Genomic DNA, 18,874 nt, shown 5'->3' with positions numbered 1-18,874 from the left:
CCCGGAGCATTCGGCCGCAATCTCGCTTGTTTTATTGTCGTGCTATGGACAGCAACTCCAGCCATATCAGACGCAACGATCCTTCCGCGCAACGGAGCTTCAGGCTGTGATCGCCCGGTCCCACAGCGCCCAGATCGACCTCGCCGTACGTCCGCCATTCCTCGCCCTGCGCGTCGACGCATCCCAGCGCTCGGCCGTCCAACTCCGCCGCCAGCTTACCGGTTTCGCCGACCGCCTGCAGCTTCAAGCGAACGGCCAGTTCTGCCTGCGGATCGCGGTCGTCTCCGATAAAATCGTAGACGAACCAGTCTCCGGCGGACAGCTCCAGACATAACCATTGATCCGGCTCCCACTCCTCGCCGCCGCCATGCGCAAACGTCGCGGTTGTCCGTTCGCTGTCGACAAATCGGATCGCGGTGCGATCCCCCGTTCGGAAGCCTACGTCTATGCCCTGCTCCGCTCCTGATCCTACTCTTGCGCCTACTCCGGCCTCCGACTCGCCGGAAGCGCACCCAAAGCTGACGCCCTCGCCTTTGTACCCGTAGAAAACGGCCGGAATGCGCACCGGCGCACGGCGCAGCAGAGAGCGCGCCACCTCCGGCCGATACTCGCAATCGGCCAGCCGCATATTGTCCAGGTAGCTTCCCAAAATGCGTTCGGCCGTCTCGGCGGACGGTTTAAACCCGCCCTGCAAATAATCGACCAGCAGCCCCCAGCCTTCCGGCGTGCGGATCGAGCAGGGAGAGTTGGTCGCGCTCAGCTTCTTCCACGTCCAGAAATTCCACGAAATCTCTTGATCCTCGAACAGCCGGAAGGCGCCCGTGTACCAATCTTTATTGTTTTCGCCGCCCTCGCCCATAAAAATCGGCACGTTCCACTTGTCGCGAAGCTGCAAATAGCGGTCAATGCTTTCCGTATCGGGATTGTTCCAATACTTATGGAATTGGAGCAGCACGTTGTCGTCCAGCGGCTCGTCGCCGAACGCCTCTGCGAAGATCGACCAATCCGTCGACCAATGCACGCCCTCCAGAATGATCATATGCCGCCGATCCACCTCGCGAATCGCCCGCACAATCTCCCGGTACAGCGGCATCACTCTGCCGTACAACGACGAAAACCATTCCGGCAGCGGCTCGTTCAGCAAGTCATACCCCGCTACGATCCACTCGTCCTTGTAGCGGTCGGCCAGCATCCGCCACAGCTCCACCGTTTGCCGCCAATTGGCCTCCACCGTAAACAATTCCGGGCGGTCGAACTCCGAATCGTCGATGTTCGCCCCGGTTTGCCCGCCGGGAGCGCCGTGTAAATCCAAAATCACATAAAGCCGATGCCTCCGGCACCAGTCGATCACGCGGTCGATTAGCCCCACTCGCTCCTCGCGATAGGCCGGAATGCCGCCGTTCGCCGCTCCCCTCTCATCCAGCAAAAAACGGGCATTAATCGGCAGCCGTACCGAATTAAACCCTTCCTCGGCAATGCGGGCGATATCCGCTTCGGCGACATAACGATTATAATAGCTGTCCCAAAATTGCTCCGCCTTCTCCTTGCCGATCAGCCTCTCGATCATCGCCTCGATGCGGCGGGGACGATCGCCTTCCTTCGGAAACTTCCACATATACCCTTCCGGAAGCAGCCAGCTGCCGAATCCGACGCCGCGCAGCAGCAGCTCTTCTCCCGCGCCGTTGCGCAGCTTGCGGCCGTCGGCCCTGACAAATCCCGTTACCTCGCTATTCCTTCCATACGACAATGGAACCTTTCCCCCATCCAACTCCGAGTCTATCAAGCTTTAATCGCCCCCTCGGCAATGCCGTGCAAAATAAATTTCTGCAGCGCGAGATACAGCGCGATAACCGGCAGCATGGCCAGCACAAGCGACGCCAAAATCGCCGACCAGTCGTTGTTGTATTCGCCGAACAGCATGTTGGTCGACAGCAGCAGGGTGTAGCTTTTGTAATCCGTCAAAATCAGCAGCGGCAGCAGGAAGTCGTTCCACATCCACAGCGTGTTCAAAATGGCGATCGTCGCCGTAATCGGCAGCAGCAGCGGCAGAATAATCGTAAAAAACAACCGAAATTCGCCACAGCCGTCAATGACCGCCGCTTCGTCCAGCTCCTTCGGCACCGATTTCACAAAGCCGTGGTACAGAAACACCGCCACCGCCACGCCGAGACCGATGTACAGCAGACCAAGCCCGACCGCCGAGCCTTGAAGCCGCAGCTCCTTGCTGATTCTGACCAGCGTAATCATGATCGAATGGAACGGAATCAGCGTCGACATGACCAATAGTCCGAACAGAAAACCGCTCAGCCTGCCCGGCGTCCGCGACAGCTTGTAGCCGGCCATCGATGCAAACAGGATAATGCCCGACAGTCCTACAACGACCACTACAACCGTATTCCACAGGCTGCGAAAATAGTTCGTTTTTCGAAACGCGTCGGCATAATTGCCGAGCTCCAGCGACGAGGGCAGCGCCAAAATATGCGTCAACATCTGGCCTTGCGTCTTAACGGAATTAAGCAAGGCCATATAGATCGGAAACAACGTGACAACCGCCGCCCCCAACAAAAACAGAAACGCGGCCCAGAAGCCCAACCGTCCGCTCAACCGGCTCATGCCTGCACCTCCCGCCGCTTCATGATCGCCAGCTGGACGATCGTAATGACGACAACGATGCCGAACAGGATCATTGCTTTGGCGCTGGCGTAGCCGTAACGATTGCCGAAGCTGAACGCCTCCTCGAAAATATTGAGCGCGATCACCTGCGTCGCCCGACCCGGGCCGCCGCCCGTCAGCGAATACACCGCATCGAACACTTTAAACGAGCCGTTCAGCGTCAGGAAAACGCCGATCGTCAGCGCCGGATAGATCATCGGCAGCGTCACGTGGCGGAAGATCGCCAATGAGCCGGCTCCGTCAATCGCCGCCGCTTCCTTCAAATGCTGCGGCACGCCCTGCAGCGCTGCGATGTAAATAACCATTAAATACCCGACGCCGCCCCACAGCGACAGCGCAAGAATTGCGAAAAAGGAATACCGCGAATCCCCGATCCAAGACTGGTCCAATAGCTGCCAGCCCGTCTTGTCAGCCAAATACGGAAACACGCGCGTAAAAATAAACATCCACATAAACCCGCCGATAATCAGGCTCAGCATGTTCGGCATAAAAAAGATCGTCCGAAACCATACTTTACTCCGCCCCATCGCTTCGATCAGCACCGCCAGCAAAATCGCCAGCGCATTCTGCAGCACCAGCATATACAGCACAAACTTCGCCGTAAAAGCCAACGACTTCAGAAAAAACCGGTCGTTCATCGCTTCGATGTAATTGGACAACCCCACCATACGGTAAGCGGGGTTCAGTCCGTTCCAGTCGGTCAAGCTGTACCCGATGCCCCCGAAGGCGGGGGCAAGGGTAAATGCGGCGTAAAACGCAAGCGCGGGAAAAACGAAGGCCAGCAGCATGGCGGTCGGTTTCCATCGTCTGGTTGTTGCCATTGTATTCACTCCCGATCCGGGCGCCGCGTATGGCGCGCGCTGCGTCAATTGCTGTTGACGGCCGTCCGCCATACTTTGTCCAACGAAGCGATGATGTCGTCCTGCGTGACGTCTTTGGCGTAATAGCTTTGCAGCAGCTTGGCCGTCTCGTCGGTCACGCCGTTCGGCAGCTTGAGGTCGAGATACGCCTTGCCTTGGGACACGTATTCGCTCGCTTCGTTTACCCAAGGAAACACCTCGTACGTATGCACCGTGGCAATCGGGTTAAACTTCAGCTCTTCGAACAGCGCGGAGGAATCCTTGTCATCCAAAATGTAGTTAAGCAGGTCGAGCGCGACCTCTTGGTTTTTGCTCGTTGGCGAAAGCGCGAGAGACGTCGAGGTGGCCAGATTGATCATCGTGCCTTCCGGATCGTTGCTGACCGGCAGGGGAGCAACGCCAAACTCCATGTCCGGGTTAACCTTGAGAATCGTCTCCGCATTCCACGGACCTTGCACCCACATCGCCGCGCCGCCGCTGGCGAACTCGGCGGAGCCCGCTTCGTTGCCCGTCTCGAACGGTTTGTCCGTGCCGTTAGCCATAATCAAGTCGATAATGTCGAAGACGGACCGGACGTCGGCGTAAGACGCTTCGCCGGCGTTCATCTTGTCGATCCAATCGGGATGAGCCGAGGACACCGTGCCGCCAAGCGACAGAGCCATCATCAGTTGCGGAATCCACGATTCCTGGAAGGCGAGCAGGAACGGCTTGACGTCGGCCGCTTGCAGCTTCTCGGCTGCGGCTTTCATCTCGTCCAGCGTTTGCGGCGGCGTCAGCCCGTTGTCGGCAAATATTTTTTTATTGTAGAGATAACCCCAGGACAGACTTTCCAGCGGAAGTGCCGCAACTTTGCCTTCGTACTTCACCGTTTCGGCAACGGCCTCGTACAGCTTGCCGACAAACGGCTGTCCCGTCAGATCGGCGACGTAGCCCGCATCGAAGTAAGTCGGAATATCGTTGGCATGCAGCGTGTACAGATCCGGCGCGTCGCCCGAGGACAGCCGCGATTGCAGGATTTGCTTGGCCTGATCGGCGTTCGGCATCTCCAGTTGGATCGTGACGTCGATGTTTTTCTCCGCAAGCTGCTTGGCCTTGAACTGGGCGAAATAGCTTTCGAATTGATCTTTGAAGCGAGGAAAACTCATAAACACTTTCAGCTCGACCTTGGTCGGATCGAGCTTCGCCGTCTCTGCAGGCGTCTCGCTTGCAGTCGCCCCGCTTGCGGACGGCGACGCCGTGTCGCCGCTGCCGGCTCCTCCGCTGTTATTTCCCGAGCTGCATGCCGCCAGCGCAGCGGTCATCGTCAGTGCCAGCAATAAATAAAGCGCTCTCTTCATGTTCGATTCCCCCTATGGTAAGTTGCTGCTTCAGTATAGCGGAGGGGTAAAGCGCTTTCTTTCGAGGATTTTAACTTTGTATGTTGCACAATATTGATCTTGGAAGCGCGCCGCTTACCCATCCTTGCGCAGCTCTCCCGGCGTCATGCCGAAATGCTTCTTGAACACGCGGTAAAAGTAAGCGACATCCTCGTAACCGATCAATTGCGCCGCATGTTTAATCGACACCCCTTCGTCCGCAATCAGCATTCTCGCCTTCTCCATGCGCCTGCGCACGATGTAATCCGACAGATTTTCTCCCGTGGACGCCTTGAAGACCCGGCTGAGATGCTCCTTGCTGACGAGAAATTGTCCCGCGACCGATTCCAGCGAGATCGCCTCCTGATAGCGGGCGTCGATGTAGCCGATCACGTCGGCCAGATCGAGACGGTTGCGCGAATGTCGGAGCGCCAGCAAGGCGTCGATCGCCCGCCCGTACAGCTCAAGCGCCGCCCGCAGCGCTTCGCCCGCTCGATCGCCGTCAACCGGAGAGAACCGTGCGGAATCCGCCGACAGCAGTTCCTCAAGCGTCAGCGACTGCTGCGACAGAAACCGCTCCAGCATCAGCAGCAAATCCGCCGCTACTCTTGCCTCTTGATCCGCTCCTGCCCCGCTCTCCTCCACGCCTGTCATCAGCCGGCCGAACATCTCCTCCGCCCGCTCCCGGTTCAGCCCCAGCAGGCTGGCGTACAAGCGCTCCCGCAAATCCGCATACCGCTGCAGCGCCTCCCTATTCGGGAATAACGGGGATAACGACTGCTGCGCCCCGGGTCGTCGCGCGGCGGCTTCCAGCTCCTTTTTGCTCTGCTCAAGCGCGGCTTCCAGCTCCTCGGGGCGGATCGGCTTCAACAAATATTCGATCGCCTTGGAACGAATCGCCTGCTTCAAATACATAAAATCGTCGTAACCGCTCATCACGATAATTTTGAGCTGCGGCCAACGGCCGCGCATCGCCTCCAATAACTCCACGCCATCCGTTCCCGGCATCCGCATATCGGTAATGACAATGTCGGGACGCAGCTCCGCGATTTTCCGCAGCCCTTCGTTGCCGTCCTCCGCCTCGCCGACGATCCGCAGCTCCAGACGCGCCCACGGTCCAAGCGCCTTCACCACTTCCCGCGACCACGGCTCGTCGTCGATAATGAGTACGCTAAACATGGCGCTCCCCCTTTTCCGCATCCGGCTGGCCGCCGGCGATCGGCAGCGTAATGACGACAAGCGCGCCCGCCCCGGTTTGGCTGAACAGCCGTACCCCATACTTCTTCCCGAAGCGCAGCGTCAGTCGGGCGTGCACGTTTTGCAGGCCGATGCCTTTTCTGCCGCTGCCGGATCGCGTCTCCGCCTCGGGTTCCGGCGATCGCTCGCCGCTTGGTTGGCCCAACTCCGCCCGCAGGCGCGCCAGCCGAGCGGCATCCATACCGAGCCCGTTATCCCGAACCATCAGAACAAGCCGCTCGCCGATCATGCGAATGCGCACCTCAAGCCGCCATTTTCCTTCCTTGCGCTGCAAGCCGTGCTCGAAGGCATTTTCCACAATCGGCTGCAGCGTAAACTTCGGCATCCGCACCTCGCCCGCTCGATCGTCGGACGAGACGACCACCTCGCAGCGCCCCGCAAACCGCTGCTCCTGAATAAACAAATAGTTGGCGGTATGCTTAAGCTCCTCGCTCAGAATGACGGTCTGATCGCCTTCCGCGCTGATCGAATAACGCAGCAGATCTCCGATCACCTGCGTAATGCGGTAGATTTCCGGCGAACCCTTCGTCAGCGCCATTCCACCGATCATATGGAGCGTATTATTCAGAAAATGCGGATTAATCTGCGCTTGAAGCGCGATCAACTGCGCATTTTTGACCTCGATTTCGTGCTGATATTCGCTTTCGATAAACGCTTTGATGCGGCCCATCATAAAGTTGTAGCCTGTCTCAAGCAGCCCGATTTCATCGCGGTTTTGCACCGATTTCATCTCGAAATCGTGAATATGCGATTTGCGCATCGTGCGAGCAAGGCTGACGATCGGGCGGCTGATGCGCAGCGACACGATAATCGACAGCAGCACCGATGCCGCCGTAAAGATTGCGCCTGTCCACAGCCCCGCCACAATCGTTTTTTCGGCGCTTTGATTAATCGTCGCTGCCGGAATCGCCTTCACCAAGTACAGTTGGCCGCCGCTTACCCGCCTGGCGAATACGTAATGCTCGCGCGCTTGGTCGAACAGCACCGACTCCGGTTCCTCGCGTAATCCGGCCAGACTGCTCGCCAGCTCCTCGGGCGTGAATAACGGCGAAGAGCCGGGAAGCACCTCTCCTTCGTCGTTGACGAGGAAAATCGCGCTCTCCGGCTCCGATTGCAGGATGGCCGCCGCTTGCTCCCACACCTTGCCGTTAATCCGCGCGGAAATGCCGCCGATCAGCGCTTGCCCCTTAAACTCGTTCATCGAGTGATAGGCGCTAAGCGCGTCTCCCGACGCTTTGAAATAAATGCCGACAGGGGTTTTCAGCATGCGGCCCCACGGCCCTTGTCCGATATCGAGCGAATGCGTCAGGCCGCTGCTTGCGTAGTTGACGGAATAAGCTCTGCCGGTGGAATGGATATATAATGTCAAATGATCGATTTTGCGGGAAAACGAATAAAAAGCGGTGTTCAACGTTCCGAACAACCGATTCTGAAGCGGATAACGTTCATTCGCCTCCAGCGCATCCACGCCGGACAACTCCTCGATCAGTTCCGACTGGATATGAAGTGAATAAAACAGCGTATCGAGCTGCTGGATCAATTCGTCCAAATATTGACTCGCCCAGCGCATGCGCGACTGGTTGGCGTCGATCATTTCCTTTTCCACCGAATCCCGCGTGTTATTGGTCGCCAGCCACGTCACCGTAATGACGGGCAGCGTCGTTAAGCAAATCATAAGCAGCATAAGTCGGAAGCGGATGCTGATTCCTGTAAACGGCATAGTCTCCTCCTGCTCCCGGCCTGCCGGGGAAATACTCGGTCGTCTTTTTTTTCGACCGTCGTAAAGCGTCTTCCTGCCGTTTTCTTTTTGTTAACGCTTTCACAATTTTTACCGGAAGAGCCCTATCAGTATACCCGATCGCCGACGCCCCTTCATTCGATTCTATTAATCCGGTGGATTGTACAATATTGATGGGGACAACGTCATCGCGACCGGACGAACCTTACCTCATGACAACCCAGCTCCGATAGTCGTGAATCGCCATTCCGGCATAACCGGCATATCGGGTAAGCTCGCGATGAGCGGTTAGCAATTCTTGTTCCATGAAGTCCGCGCTTTTGGAGTAGAACGATACGCGCTCGCCTTCCCTGCTCCTGGCGGTCTCCACCGCAACGATCAAGGACTTGCCGAGAGCGGAGGCTTCCCTCAACATGGCTTGGGCATTGTCGACGATCCCGTTCTTCCCTGACGCATGATTGCGATAATCCATGATCACAAGGCAGTCGAACTTCTCCAACAGCCATGCGCTGAAGCTGTATTCGGTGTCGGGTACCTTGACGTCATGAAGCCAGTAAGGGACATCCAACGTTATCTTCAAGCCGCTTCCTTCGGCTGCCTGCTTGATAAACCTCAGATTATGTATCCATTCCTCCAGAATCTTCTTCCTGCTCGTGTCCCATTCGGGCAAGAGATAGGGTTCGATATCGAAATGCAGCCCTTCGAACCGCTCCTCCGGCCCGACGGACGCGTTGTATTGCAGGGTCCAGGCTATAAACGCGCCAATCTGGTCCCGGTTCTTCTCCAAAGCCCAATCGGGACGGCCTGCCAGAGCCTCCGTCGCGATGTGCCGTTCGTTGGCGCCGCGAATAAAGTCGGCGTACGCCTTGGGCGCAATATCCCTATCGATATGAAGATAGAGGGCATTCACGTCCTGATCGCTTGCAAAGCTGATCAGTCGATCTTGATCGTCTTCGATGACGCGGCTATCCCATACCCATGTTCCTTTGGAAATCGGCGGGGTCGTCACGACGGCCAGCTTGCGCTGCGCATCCCATTCCACCTGCGCTTGAAAAATTTCGCCGATCAGCCGCAGCGGGATCATCATCCGGTTGTTTTGGATCACCGCTGGCGGATCGACGGTTACGGTCTTACCGTTCACTTGCGCGTCATTCCGGCCTATCGTCACGAGGATCGTTCGATCCTGCAGCGAGAAGGTCGCCCGGTTTGCTTTTCCGTCCCATTGCATCTTGGCTCCCAGTCTTTCGGATACGAATCTCGCCGGAACCATCGTACGGTTGGATTCGCGATCGACATACGGAGGCTCGTCCGGGAAAACCAGCTTCTCGCCATCGACGACGACTTGGACTTGGGAGACCGCAAAAACGGCGGGTGCGAGAAGCGACACAGTCAGGGCGATAATCCCCATACAGACCAGCCATTTCTTCATCATCTACTGCCCGAATACCAATTCGGCCTTAATCGCATCGACGATTTGATCGACAAAACCCGCAAGCTGCCGCTCATTCGGGCCCTCCGCCATCACGCGCACGATCGATTCCGTCCCCGAAGGGCGAACGAGCACTCTCCCGCTCCCGTTCATCCGATTCTCGACCGAGCGGATGGCCGCTTCGACTTTGGCATTGCCCGCCAGCTTCGACTTGTCCTCCACTGGAACGTTCACCAGAAGCTGGGGATACTTGGTCATGCCTTCGGCAAGCCCGCTCAGAGGCGCCGCTTCGGACTTCATCACGTTCAGCAGCTGAATCGCGCACAGCATGCCGTCTCCGGTCGTGCTATAGTCCAGCATGACGATATGACCCGACTGCTCCCCGCCCAGCTTATATCCGCCCTGCAGCATTTCCTCCAGGACGTAGCGATCTCCGACCCGGGTTTGTTTGGTCTCGACTCCCCTCTGCTCCAACGCCTTGTAGAAGCCCAGGTTGCTCATCACCGTAGACACTACCGTATTGTTCGGCAGCCGCCGGTTCTTCTTCATGAATTCGGCCAGGATAAAGAGGATGTGGTCTCCGTCCACGATTCTTCCCTTCTCGTCGACGGCGATGAGCCGGTCCGCGTCCCCGTCGAAGGAAAGACCCAGGTCGGCCCGATGCTCCAATACCGCCCGTTGAACCGCTTCGGGGTGCGTGGAGCCGCAGTCTTCGTTAATGTTCAACCCGTCCGGTTGATGAGCCAATACGACCGTATCCGCGCCCAATTCGCGGAAAAGCCAGGGCGCGAGCCGCGATACCGCCCCATTGGCGCAATCCAAGACCACCTTCAGCCCCTCGAACCGCTGAGGAACCGTCGACTTCAAATAAGAAAGATAGGCTTGTCCGCCTTCGAGATCGTCCTGTACCGCGCCCACGTCGGCGCCCACCGGGCGGGGAATCCGGACATCGTCCGCGTCCAGGAACGATTCGATCTCCGCCTCCATCTCGTCCGACAGCTTAAAGCCATCGCCGCCGAAAAACTTGATCCCGTTATCCTCGACAGGGTTATGGGAAGCGGAAATCATTACGCCCGCATCCGCCTTCCTGGCCTTCGTCAAGTAAGCCACCCCCGGCGTAGAGATGACGCCCAGACGGAAAACGTCCGCGCCGATCGATAATAAGCCCGCGACAAGAGCCGCTTCCAGCATTTCTCCGGAAATGCGGGTGTCCCGTCCGATCAGGACGGTAGGACGCTTCCCCTGCTTGTTCCGGGTCAGCGCATATCCCCCGGATCGGCCTAAGCGAAAGACCAGCTCGGGACTCAGCTCCCCGTTGGCTACGCCGCGTACCCCGTCGGTACCGAAATATTTTCCCATACGTATCGTCCTTTCCTTATTGCGGGTCGGATTCGGAGGCTGCTTGCCAATTTTTGTAGTCATGAATGGAGAAGCCTTCGTACCCGGCATGCCACCGCATGACCCAATGGCTGAGCTGGATTTGCCGCCGCAGGCTGGAGGCGCCCATCCCGAAAAAAGTGACGTGCTCCCCTTCCTCCGTAGGTCCCGTTTCCAGCCCGACGATCACCGGTTTGCCCGCTTTGGTTCCCTCTTTGATCATCGGCAGAGCATTGGCGATAATTCCGTTCTCCCCGATGGCGAAATTCCGGTAATTCATAAGCACTACGCGGTCGAGCCGTTCGATCATCCATGCCCCCAAGTTCCCATTACGGCGAGCGGGGATTTTATGGATCCAGAAAGGGAGATCGGCCGATATTCGCAGGGATGCGTCCTGCTTCGCCCTGCCGACCAAATACTCCACATTGTCCATCCATTGGCGGACGACCTCGTCGCGATCCCGCTCCCATTCCTTGAGCAGATAAGGTTCGATGTCCATGTGGATGCCGTCGAATGCGGCCTGTCCGCCCACGGCGCCGCGGTAGTCTTCCATCCATTCGATGAAGGAGTCGATTTCCTTCCGATAATCGGTTAATCCCCAGGTCGGATCTCCCCCCAACGCCTCGACCTCGATTCCCAATCCGTGCGCCTTCTGGATGAAGGCCCGATACGGTTCGAAATCTTCGGCTTCGCGGTCGACGTGGAGGAAGATCGCGTTCACTCCTTGCTCCTTGGCAAAAGCGAGCATTTTCCCCGTGTCTTTCGTTAACGTCGTCGTATCCCATACCCAGGTGGCCAGTACGGGCGGCTTTTCGGATTTCCATTTCAGCATAAGAACCGTTGCGATCGCCGCGCCGATCAGCAGGGCGATCAGAATGATTTTCGGAGCGGATAGCTTTCTTGCCGCTGCGGGCTTAAGCGCCGACAAGAACTTTCGCGTCTTCGTGATGGATTCCGGTTCCCAGCTTGTGAATGTTATCCGACTTGATGTCCGCAAAAGCGTTGCGCGTATCGATGATCGGAACGCCCATCTCCGCCAGCTCGTGATAGCTGAAGCTGCGATGATTGGTGACCAATACCATGCAATCGTATTGGGCGAACGCATCCGGATCGTATTTTACCGTATGCACGCTGCCCCCCTGCTCGTCCTGGAACGAGGTCGCATACGGATCGTAATAATCGACTTTCGCTCCGCTTTTTTTGAACAATTCATAGATTTCCAGGCCGGGAGATTCGCGCAGATCGTCGATGTCCGGCTTATAGGACATGCCCAAGATCAGAACTTTCGAATTGCGGATCGATTTGGCATACTCGTTCAGCACCTGCGCCGTTTTGTTCAGGACGTATTCCGGCATATTATCGTTGATCGATTGGGCCAATTCGATAAACTTGCTGTAGAAACGGAATTCCTTGGCTTTCCAGGACAGATACATCGGGTCCAGCGGAATGCAGTGACCGCCGATTCCCGGCCCCGGGTAGAAAGCCATAAATCCGAACGGCTTCGTGGAAGCCGCGCGAATGACCTCCCATACGTCAATCGCCATGCGATCGCACATCATGGCCAATTCGTTAACGAAGGCGATATTGATGCTGCGGAACGTGTTTTCAAGCAGCTTCGACATTTCCGCCACTTTGGGGGAAGACACCGGGACGACCGTTTTGACCACATTGTTGTACAGCGTTACTCCGAGCTCCTTGCATTTCTCGGTCGTTCCGCCGATGACCTTGGGCGTATTAAACGTATTGTAATTGGGATTGCCCGGATCTACGCGTTCCGGAGAGAAGCAGAGGAAGTAGTCCCGGCCTGCCGTTAATCCCAGAGCTTGAAGCTCGTATTCGATCAATTCTTCCGTCGTTCCGGGATACGTCGTGCTCTCGAGGACGATCAACGTTCCTTTCTTGAGATAGCTCTTGATCTCGTTCACGACGCTTACGATAAAGGAGGTGTCCGGGTCCTGGTTCTCGCTGAGCGGAGTCGGTACGCAGATGCTGATCGTATCCAATTCGCGAATCGTTTCGAACCGGTTCGTAGGCACGAATCTCCCGCCGCTCACGGCATCGCTCACCGCGGAATTGGTCACATCCTGAATATAGGATTCTCCGTGAAGCAGAGCCTCTACTTTACGCTCGTCCAGGTCAATGCCGTAGACGGTAAAACCGCCCTTCACCATTTCCATCGCCAACGGCAGGCCGACGTATCCCAGACCGATGACGCCTACCTTCGCCGTTTTATTTTGCAGGTTTTCTTTCAAAATGTTGTATTTCATCGGTTATCCGCTCCTCGAATTCGCAAGTTAATGGGTCCCGGTCAGTCTCTTGATTTTCCATTCCAATTCGGAGATCGACAGCGGTTTGGTCACATAATCGGCAGCCCCCGACTCGTACGCGCGGCTCTTGTTATCCGCAAGATGGTTGTCCGTCAGCACGATCACCTTGCCTTCGTCGGATTCATGGCGTTGAATGCTGCGAATGAGCTGGTACCCGTCCAGAATAGGCAGATTCAGTTCGGTAATGACGAGGTCCGGCAGCCGTCCAAGGAATAGCTCGTACGCCTCTTGTCCGTCTTGGGCCTCATAGACGCGATACCCCTTTAACTGCAGCCGGATCTTGATGAATTGGCGAACGATATCGTCGGGATCGGCAATCAGCACGGAAGCCGCAGCTTCGGCAGCCGTAAGAAAGCGAATGTCGACGGCGTCCCCTCTGCTGCGGATCGCCTGCTGAATGAAGTCCGCGATTGCGGACTCGGTCGGTTGGGCGCTCTCCGGAAAACCGGACACCTTCAACTGCCCTTGCAGCAGATGCTGGGGCTGGAGAAAATCCTTTAAGATAAGCGATGCATAATGGGTGCTGCCCAAGGTTCCGCCTTCGAATACGGCGCATAGAACCTGATTCGAATCGTCATAGAACAATTGAGCCGAAGATGAGGCTTCTTTGTTGCCCATAAGCTCTTGCGCCTGCTCGAGCATGCCGGAGTTCAGCTTCGCGCATGGAGCCAGAATGACTCCGCACGAACCGCCCTTCGCGATCCCCCGATGAATGTATTGCAGAAGCTGCAACGTGAGTTCCTGGATGCTGTTGCGAATCACGACGGCCATGTTCTCCACTCCTATTTATTAAAATTGGTTCGAACCATCGTTCCCCACGAATTGTTGTTGCGGAAGAAGTCGATGTGTCCCAAGAACCTCCACAGTACGCCGATCTGACGATAACCGAAAAACATAAGGACCGAGTAGAGCATCATTTTATGGAGATCGCTCAGCTTGGGATAACGACTAAAAGCTTTTTCCTCGATGAATAAAGCGCCAAGGCTCAAAATGAAGCAGGAGAAGAAATTCACCAGCATAAACACGGCAACCGTCCTCCAGTCCGCCATGTTCAGCAGCCAGTAGCCGATCATGGCAAGCAAGCCGCTCAGCCGGAAGTACGGGTTTAACGTTTCGAACAGAATATTATAAGGAAGCGTGAGCAGCCCGAACACTTTGTACCGGGGACGGAAAACCATATGAATGCCTTCCTCGATCATGTTCTTCAAGTTGCCGCGGCCCCAACGCATTCGTTGGCTGCTTAGAATCCGGTACGTATCGGGAGCCTGCGTCCAGCAGATGGCATCCGGACAGAAGGCGACATGATAAGGAATTTTGTTCTCCAGGCAGTAGCGGTGCAGCTTGATGACGATGTTCATGTCTTCGCCCGGGTATCCGCCGCGGTAGCCGCCCACGGCAATGACTTTATCCTTCTGAAACACGCCGAAGGCGCCCGATACGATGATCAATCCGTTAACAGCGCTCCAGCCGATCCGACCGCCCAAGAAGGCTTTGATGTACTCCACGCTCTGGAGAGCCGGCCACCATTGCTTGGGGAATCTGATGTTCTTGACCCTCCCGTCCTCTACCGTGCAGCTGTTGAGGATTCGGACGTTGCCTCCGACGGCCACGGTCTCTTCGGGATTTTCCATGTACACTCTGGCGATGCGGGTCAGAGCATCCTTCTCCAGCAGCGAATCCGCATCAATCGTAGAAATCAGGGAGTAACGGGAAAGGTTGATTCCGGCGTTCAAGGAGTCCGCCTTCCCTCCGTTCTCTTTATCGATGAAATACAGGTTCGGATAGTCGGGGTTGTGATAATAGCCTCTGACCTTCTCCGTCTTCGTATGTTGGGCAGCGAAAGGACGAATCTCCCGGAGCCGGAATTCTTCGATCATAATTCGGGCCGTATCGTCCTTGGAGCCGTCGTTCACGACGATGACCTCGTATTCCGGATAGTTCAAGGCCAATAAGGATCGTACGTTTTCTTTGATCGTAACCTCTTCGTTGTACGCCGGGACCAACAAGGACACCGGCGGCAGGTGCTCGGAGCCGGACAGCTTCCGTATGCGATTGTACCGAATCCCTCTTTGAAGAGGAGAGATATGCCGGATCGATAAAGCGAAGATCAGGAAATAAATAAACGTGATCGCCAAGGCGTAATACATGGCAAAGTAGCCGTATCCCAATAAAAAGTCGCGCAAGAAGTCAACGATTCGCTGCAAATAATAGTCGAATATCCTCATCCCGGTTTCCTCCTAAAGCTTTCGCCTCAACCTGCCGGCTACACGACGCGATAGATTCGTTTGTTCTCGTCGAAGGCTTTGTCGTAATGGTAGACCAACGAATTGTATTGCGTCAGCCGGTCCGGGTCGTGGAGCCGATCCGAGAGCGATTGAATCTGTTCCTCGATCAGCGTTCGGAGATATTCCCCCCGCTCCGACCCTCTTGCTTGTACGGCGGCTCCGCACAATTGGGCGGCTCCTTCTTCTCCGAGCAGCAGCAGCCCTTTTGCGCTCGCGGCGGATACTCGTGCGCTCTCGTCCATTAAGGCGCTTCTCAGGACATCGATATACGGCACCAGCTTCAGATCGACGACCGCTTGGACCGCAAGGACGCGCACTTCGTCCAGCGAATGCCGAAGCAGCCTTTGAACGACGTTTCTCGGAATAAAATGGACGGATTTCAGATAAATCTCTACGGCTTTGCGTTGAATGGCTCGGTCCGGGGAATCGAGGAGACGATAGACGGCCGATGCCACCGTAGGCTCGGTGTACTCCTGCAATCCGCACAGACCGATTTGGATGAATTCATAGCTTTCCCGTTGAATGAAATCGGCGAACAGTGCCCCGTGATCGATGTCCGCTTCTTTAATGATGTCGACAAGCAGATCGTAAAAGCCTTTGTTATGCTTCAGAAGAATCTCCGTCATTTCCTCGACATCCCGTTCGTCCCGGGCGCATTTTGCAATCGAGCGGGCGACGACGAAGAGGGAAGAATTCCGTTTATGCGTTCGCAGAAGCTTGAGCAAAGCCGGAACGGCCTCCCGGACTCTCATGCCGCCCAGATGATACGCCGCATCGATTTTCGCGGAATAGAAGCCTTTATTCAGACGATCGAGATGGCGCCGCACCAGTCCCATTCGTTCGCAGAGCTCGATGCATTTGTCGCGGGGAGCTCCGGCAAAGTTTTCGATCATCTCGCTCAGGCGTTCCTGCAGCGCTTCCCGTTCGACTTTGTTCAGGGAAAACGGCGGAACGTTTAACGGCTCCGTTCCTTCGATATGGATCAGCACATAAGTGAGATAATCCTTGATCTTGGTCTCGAACCTGCGTTCCGTTCTTGCTCTTCTTAGATTTTTGAGTTTTATGGCATACACCACGACGGCGAATACCACGTTCATTAGAATTAGCGCATATAAAAATTTGATCGCCACTTCGAGGTTGATATACACAAATAGAGCCACTCCTTCATCGTTACTCGGATACCGGTTGATTTACTTCGCGCATCGCTTTTTGCATCGCGTAATAGCTTTGTTTCGGGCGTTCCACATAATCGACGTCGATATCCTCCCACCGGTCCCACGTGTACACCGGAAGCTTCGATACCGGATACGGGGCGCTGCCTTCCAATCCGATCGCTTCTTTCGAGTCGGTGCGGACGATCCAGGGAACCAGGCGAACGCCCTCGACCTTCACGGATTCGAATTCCTTCGTTCCGGTGTCCGTATAGCTGATGGCGCTGAGCGAGCTTGGGTCGCTGAATCCCAGCAGCATCCACGGGATACGGATTTCCAGCTTGTTGTCTTTGACCTGCCACATCGCCTTGGAATTATAATTCGGATCTTGCGGATCGCTCGTTCCTCTCTGCAAATCCCCGACTTCGATATCGCCGAAGGGATGCTCGAAACGGGCGTCCGGGTGCTCGAGCAAATAATTCACGACCAGCTTCCAGGGCTTGAAGATTCCGCTGTCGTCCTGCAGCTCTTGCGGATCGTAAGCCAATATTTTCGACAGATGGCCATAGTACCGGGTATGGAAGTCGTAATTGGAGGCGATCATTATTCGCCCTTTATCCTCGTTTCCAAGCTCGATTAACGTCTCCAGGCCTTCGTCCAGCGTTTTGCCTTGGAGCTGCGGCGCGTGGCGGTTGCCTCCCTGAAGCGTGTCGAAGCCCAGGTAGATCGATTGATCGGAAAAATCCAAAGATTCGGATAAATCGAGCAGGAGATACAGATACCCTTCATCATGCGCGGCCCATATCTCGTTAAATCCTTCGATCCGCAAGTCGAGCTTTGTCTTATCCCCGTCGTCAAGCTTGTTCCAGTCCGCCGCATCCCCGTCGATGTGAATGACATCGTCTTTGCTCGGATACATGCCGAGTACGCCGAAATGGGATTCGTTCGTGAGCGCGTTATACCAATAGGCCCGCCGGTCGGGAATGTCGTAGTGCATCGTGTTCCATGTCTTCTTAAACCATTCGTCCTGCCAAGTAAACAGGATCGCTCCGGAGTAACCCTCCTGGTGGATCTGGCGGAACATATCCGCGTCCATCTCCCCTTGCGCCTTGTCGTCGTGCCCTCCCTGATTGCGGCCCAGCATGCCCGTATGGGCAATGCCTTGCGAGGCGGGAACGCCGAACTCGGTAATCATAACCGGCATCTCGTCATGGTATTTCTTCAGCTTGTGAAGATAGGTTTTGTAGCTGTCCGCTTCCCCCTTATCGTTCGTCATCGTCCGGAACGATTCGTCGAAGGTAAAGAAATCCGGATAATACGGGTACACGTGATAGGAGGCGAAATAACCGGCCTCCCAATCGACCGCCGCGATATGCGTCGGATCGACGCTGACCATGTCTTCGGCGACCAAGGGCTCGCCCGGATGCTCGAGCGGGTCGGTCGTCACCCAATTCGAGAAGGCAATCGGATGCTGCCACCCATGCTTGGCCTCCGTTGCGGCCGTAATGTCGACCATCTCGGCCAGCCATTTCTCGAAGGGACTGGCCTCCGGCTTGCTTTGGAAGTGCTCGCCTTGATAATCCGCGACGTCCAGATTGTTCTTGTTCGTTTTGACCACCATCACGGGATCCCATTCCGTACCGACGATCCAGCTCATGAGGTAGGGCCCCGCGTTAAAGAGGTATTTCCCGCTGGCTTTGCCGGAATGCGCCTCGGCTTCGAGATCGATATTTCCGTACACCGCCTCTACGGCCTCGCGAATTTCTTTTTCGAACCTCTGTTTGACTTTCGGATCAAAGGCGTTCTGGCCTTCGATCAGCTGTTCTTCCGGACTCCATACTCCCTGAATGAAGAACAGCGGATTATCCTGATGCTTCGCATTGTATCGAACCAGCGATTCGTAAAATTCCGGCTTCAGGACGGTGTACACGCGAATGACGTTGGCGCCCATCTCCTGAATCATTCCGAACCATCGCATATAATCGTCTTTCGCGATTTCCAGCTCGCCGGGGAAATGCCCGGGAACGGCAGCCCCCATATTCACCCCTTTGGCAAAATAAGCGTTCCATGTATGATTTTGAAACTGTTCGATTTGCGTTCCGTTCGTTTTGAATTTCACCTTGGCGCCGCTGCCGATCTCGGCGCTTTCCACCTTGGCCACGGGCGGCATCAGCCAATAAGCGACCGCTCCGCCCACGATGACGACAACAAGCCCCAGTCTGACAAAGCCGTTTTTCCATAACTTTTTCATTGCACTAATCTAGCACATCCCCCTGCCCGAACGGCATTAATTATTTTTTAGAACTTTAATAATAGTAGGAAGCTCCTCTCTCGAATCCCGTATCAAAGCAAAAGCTATCTCCCCGTAAAAGAGCGGGAGATAGCTTTTAATTGCGACTCAAGCCTACAAACTGCAACATTA

General features: G+C 55.8%; 14 protein-coding genes. All 14 read right to left on the bottom strand.

Annotated elements, in window-relative coordinates; all coding sequences use genetic code 11:
- Positions 1 to 31: 31 nt before the first annotated feature.
- Positions 32 to 1,747 (bottom strand): glycoside hydrolase family 5 protein, encoded by a 1,716-nt coding sequence (locus tag ACFFT4_RS14535; protein ID WP_378048749.1) that lies wholly within the window; start codon positions 1,745 to 1,747, stop codon positions 32 to 34.
- Positions 1,748 to 1,779: 32 nt separating this feature from the next.
- Positions 1,780 to 2,613, bottom strand: coding sequence for a carbohydrate ABC transporter permease (locus ACFFT4_RS14530; protein ID WP_378048747.1), 834 nt, complete (start codon positions 2,611 to 2,613; stop codon positions 1,780 to 1,782).
- The gene (locus ACFFT4_RS14525; protein ID WP_378048746.1) at positions 2,610 to 3,494 is read right to left on the bottom strand and encodes a carbohydrate ABC transporter permease; all 885 of its coding nucleotides are present in this window, start codon (positions 3,492 to 3,494) and stop codon (positions 2,610 to 2,612) included. The genes ACFFT4_RS14530 and ACFFT4_RS14525 overlap by 4 nt, the downstream gene beginning before the upstream one ends.
- Positions 3,495 to 3,538: 44 nt before the next feature.
- A complete protein-coding gene (locus tag ACFFT4_RS14520) occupies positions 3,539 to 4,870 on the bottom strand; it encodes an ABC transporter substrate-binding protein (protein ID WP_378048744.1) in 1,332 nt (443 codons plus the stop codon).
- A 114-nt stretch (positions 4,871 to 4,984) separates the two neighbouring features.
- Positions 4,985 to 6,067 carry a response regulator gene (locus ACFFT4_RS14515; protein ID WP_378048742.1) on the bottom strand — a complete coding sequence of 361 codons (1,083 nt, stop codon included), beginning with the start codon at positions 6,065 to 6,067 and terminating at the stop codon, positions 4,985 to 4,987.
- Positions 6,060 to 7,865, bottom strand: coding sequence for a sensor histidine kinase (locus ACFFT4_RS14510; protein WP_378048740.1), 1,806 nt, complete (start codon positions 7,863 to 7,865; stop codon positions 6,060 to 6,062). Before ACFFT4_RS14510 ends, ACFFT4_RS14515 begins: the two co-directional genes overlap by 8 nt.
- Before the next feature lie 223 nt (positions 7,866 to 8,088).
- Positions 8,089 to 9,312, bottom strand: coding sequence for a copper amine oxidase N-terminal domain-containing protein (locus tag ACFFT4_RS14505; protein ID WP_378048738.1), 1,224 nt, complete (start codon positions 9,310 to 9,312; stop codon positions 8,089 to 8,091).
- A gap of 3 nt (positions 9,313 to 9,315) precedes the next feature.
- On the bottom strand, positions 9,316 to 10,671 hold the full coding sequence (gene glmM / locus ACFFT4_RS14500) for a phosphoglucosamine mutase (protein WP_378048894.1): 1,356 nt from the start codon (positions 10,669 to 10,671) through the stop codon (positions 9,316 to 9,318).
- Positions 10,672 to 10,687: 16 nt separating this feature from the next.
- Positions 10,688 to 11,617 (bottom strand): hypothetical protein, encoded by a 930-nt coding sequence (locus tag ACFFT4_RS14495; protein ID WP_378048736.1) that lies wholly within the window; start codon positions 11,615 to 11,617, stop codon positions 10,688 to 10,690.
- A complete protein-coding gene (locus ACFFT4_RS14490) occupies positions 11,604 to 12,956 on the bottom strand; it encodes a nucleotide sugar dehydrogenase (RefSeq protein WP_378048734.1) in 1,353 nt (450 codons plus the stop codon). The genes ACFFT4_RS14495 and ACFFT4_RS14490 overlap by 14 nt, the downstream gene beginning before the upstream one ends.
- 27 nt (positions 12,957 to 12,983) lie before the next feature.
- On the bottom strand, positions 12,984 to 13,787 hold the full coding sequence (locus ACFFT4_RS14485; protein WP_378048732.1) for a response regulator: 804 nt from the start codon (positions 13,785 to 13,787) through the stop codon (positions 12,984 to 12,986).
- Positions 13,788 to 13,798: 11 nt separating this feature from the next.
- Positions 13,799 to 15,199, bottom strand: a complete 1,401-nt coding sequence (locus ACFFT4_RS14480; protein WP_378048892.1) for a glycosyltransferase family 2 protein — start codon at positions 15,197 to 15,199, stop codon at positions 13,799 to 13,801.
- An 80-nt stretch (positions 15,200 to 15,279) separates the two neighbouring features.
- The gene (locus ACFFT4_RS14475) at positions 15,280 to 16,449 is read right to left on the bottom strand and encodes a HEAT repeat domain-containing protein (protein ID WP_378048731.1); all 1,170 of its coding nucleotides are present in this window, start codon (positions 16,447 to 16,449) and stop codon (positions 15,280 to 15,282) included.
- Between the two features lie 22 nt (positions 16,450 to 16,471).
- Positions 16,472 to 18,703 carry a hypothetical protein gene (locus tag ACFFT4_RS14470; RefSeq protein ID WP_378048729.1) on the bottom strand — a complete coding sequence of 744 codons (2,232 nt, stop codon included), beginning with the start codon at positions 18,701 to 18,703 and terminating at the stop codon, positions 16,472 to 16,474.
- Positions 18,704 to 18,874 lie beyond the last annotated feature (171 nt).

Origin of the sequence: Cohnella cellulosilytica, assembly GCF_042431195.1 — a bacterium.
GTDB classification, from domain to species: Bacteria; Bacillota; Bacilli; order Paenibacillales; family Paenibacillaceae; genus Cohnella; species Cohnella cellulosilytica.
The sequence above is the reverse complement of the archived record's forward strand: the minus strand, read 5'-3'. Positions and strand labels throughout refer to the sequence as shown.

What these genes read in the sequence shown, in the direction of transcription:
- ACFFT4_RS14530 (WP_378048747.1), bottom strand. Translation starts at nt 2,613, where the DNA reads ATGAGCCGGTTGAGCGGACGGTTGGGCTTCTGGGCCGCGTTTCTGTTT.
- ACFFT4_RS14525 (WP_378048746.1), bottom strand. Translation starts at nt 3,494, where the DNA reads ATGGCAACAACCAGACGATGGAAACCGACCGCCATGCTGCTGGCCTTC.
- ACFFT4_RS14520 (WP_378048744.1), bottom strand. Translation starts at nt 4,870, where the DNA reads ATGAAGAGAGCGCTTTATTTATTGCTGGCACTGACGATGACCGCTGCG.
- ACFFT4_RS14515 (WP_378048742.1), bottom strand. Translation starts at nt 6,067, where the DNA reads ATGTTTAGCGTACTCATTATCGACGACGAGCCGTGGTCGCGGGAAGTG.
- ACFFT4_RS14510 (WP_378048740.1), bottom strand. Translation starts at nt 7,865, where the DNA reads ATGCCGTTTACAGGAATCAGCATCCGCTTCCGACTTATGCTGCTTATG.
- ACFFT4_RS14505 (WP_378048738.1), bottom strand. Translation starts at nt 9,312, where the DNA reads ATGAAGAAATGGCTGGTCTGTATGGGGATTATCGCCCTGACTGTGTCG.
- glmM (WP_378048894.1), bottom strand. Translation starts at nt 10,671, where the DNA reads ATGGGAAAATATTTCGGTACCGACGGGGTACGCGGCGTAGCCAACGGG.
- ACFFT4_RS14490 (WP_378048734.1), bottom strand. Translation starts at nt 12,956, where the DNA reads ATGAAATACAACATTTTGAAAGAAAACCTGCAAAATAAAACGGCGAAG.
- ACFFT4_RS14485 (WP_378048732.1), bottom strand. Translation starts at nt 13,787, where the DNA reads ATGGCCGTCGTGATTCGCAACAGCATCCAGGAACTCACGTTGCAGCTT.
- ACFFT4_RS14470 (WP_378048729.1), bottom strand. Translation starts at nt 18,703, where the DNA reads ATGAAAAAGTTATGGAAAAACGGCTTTGTCAGACTGGGGCTTGTTGTC.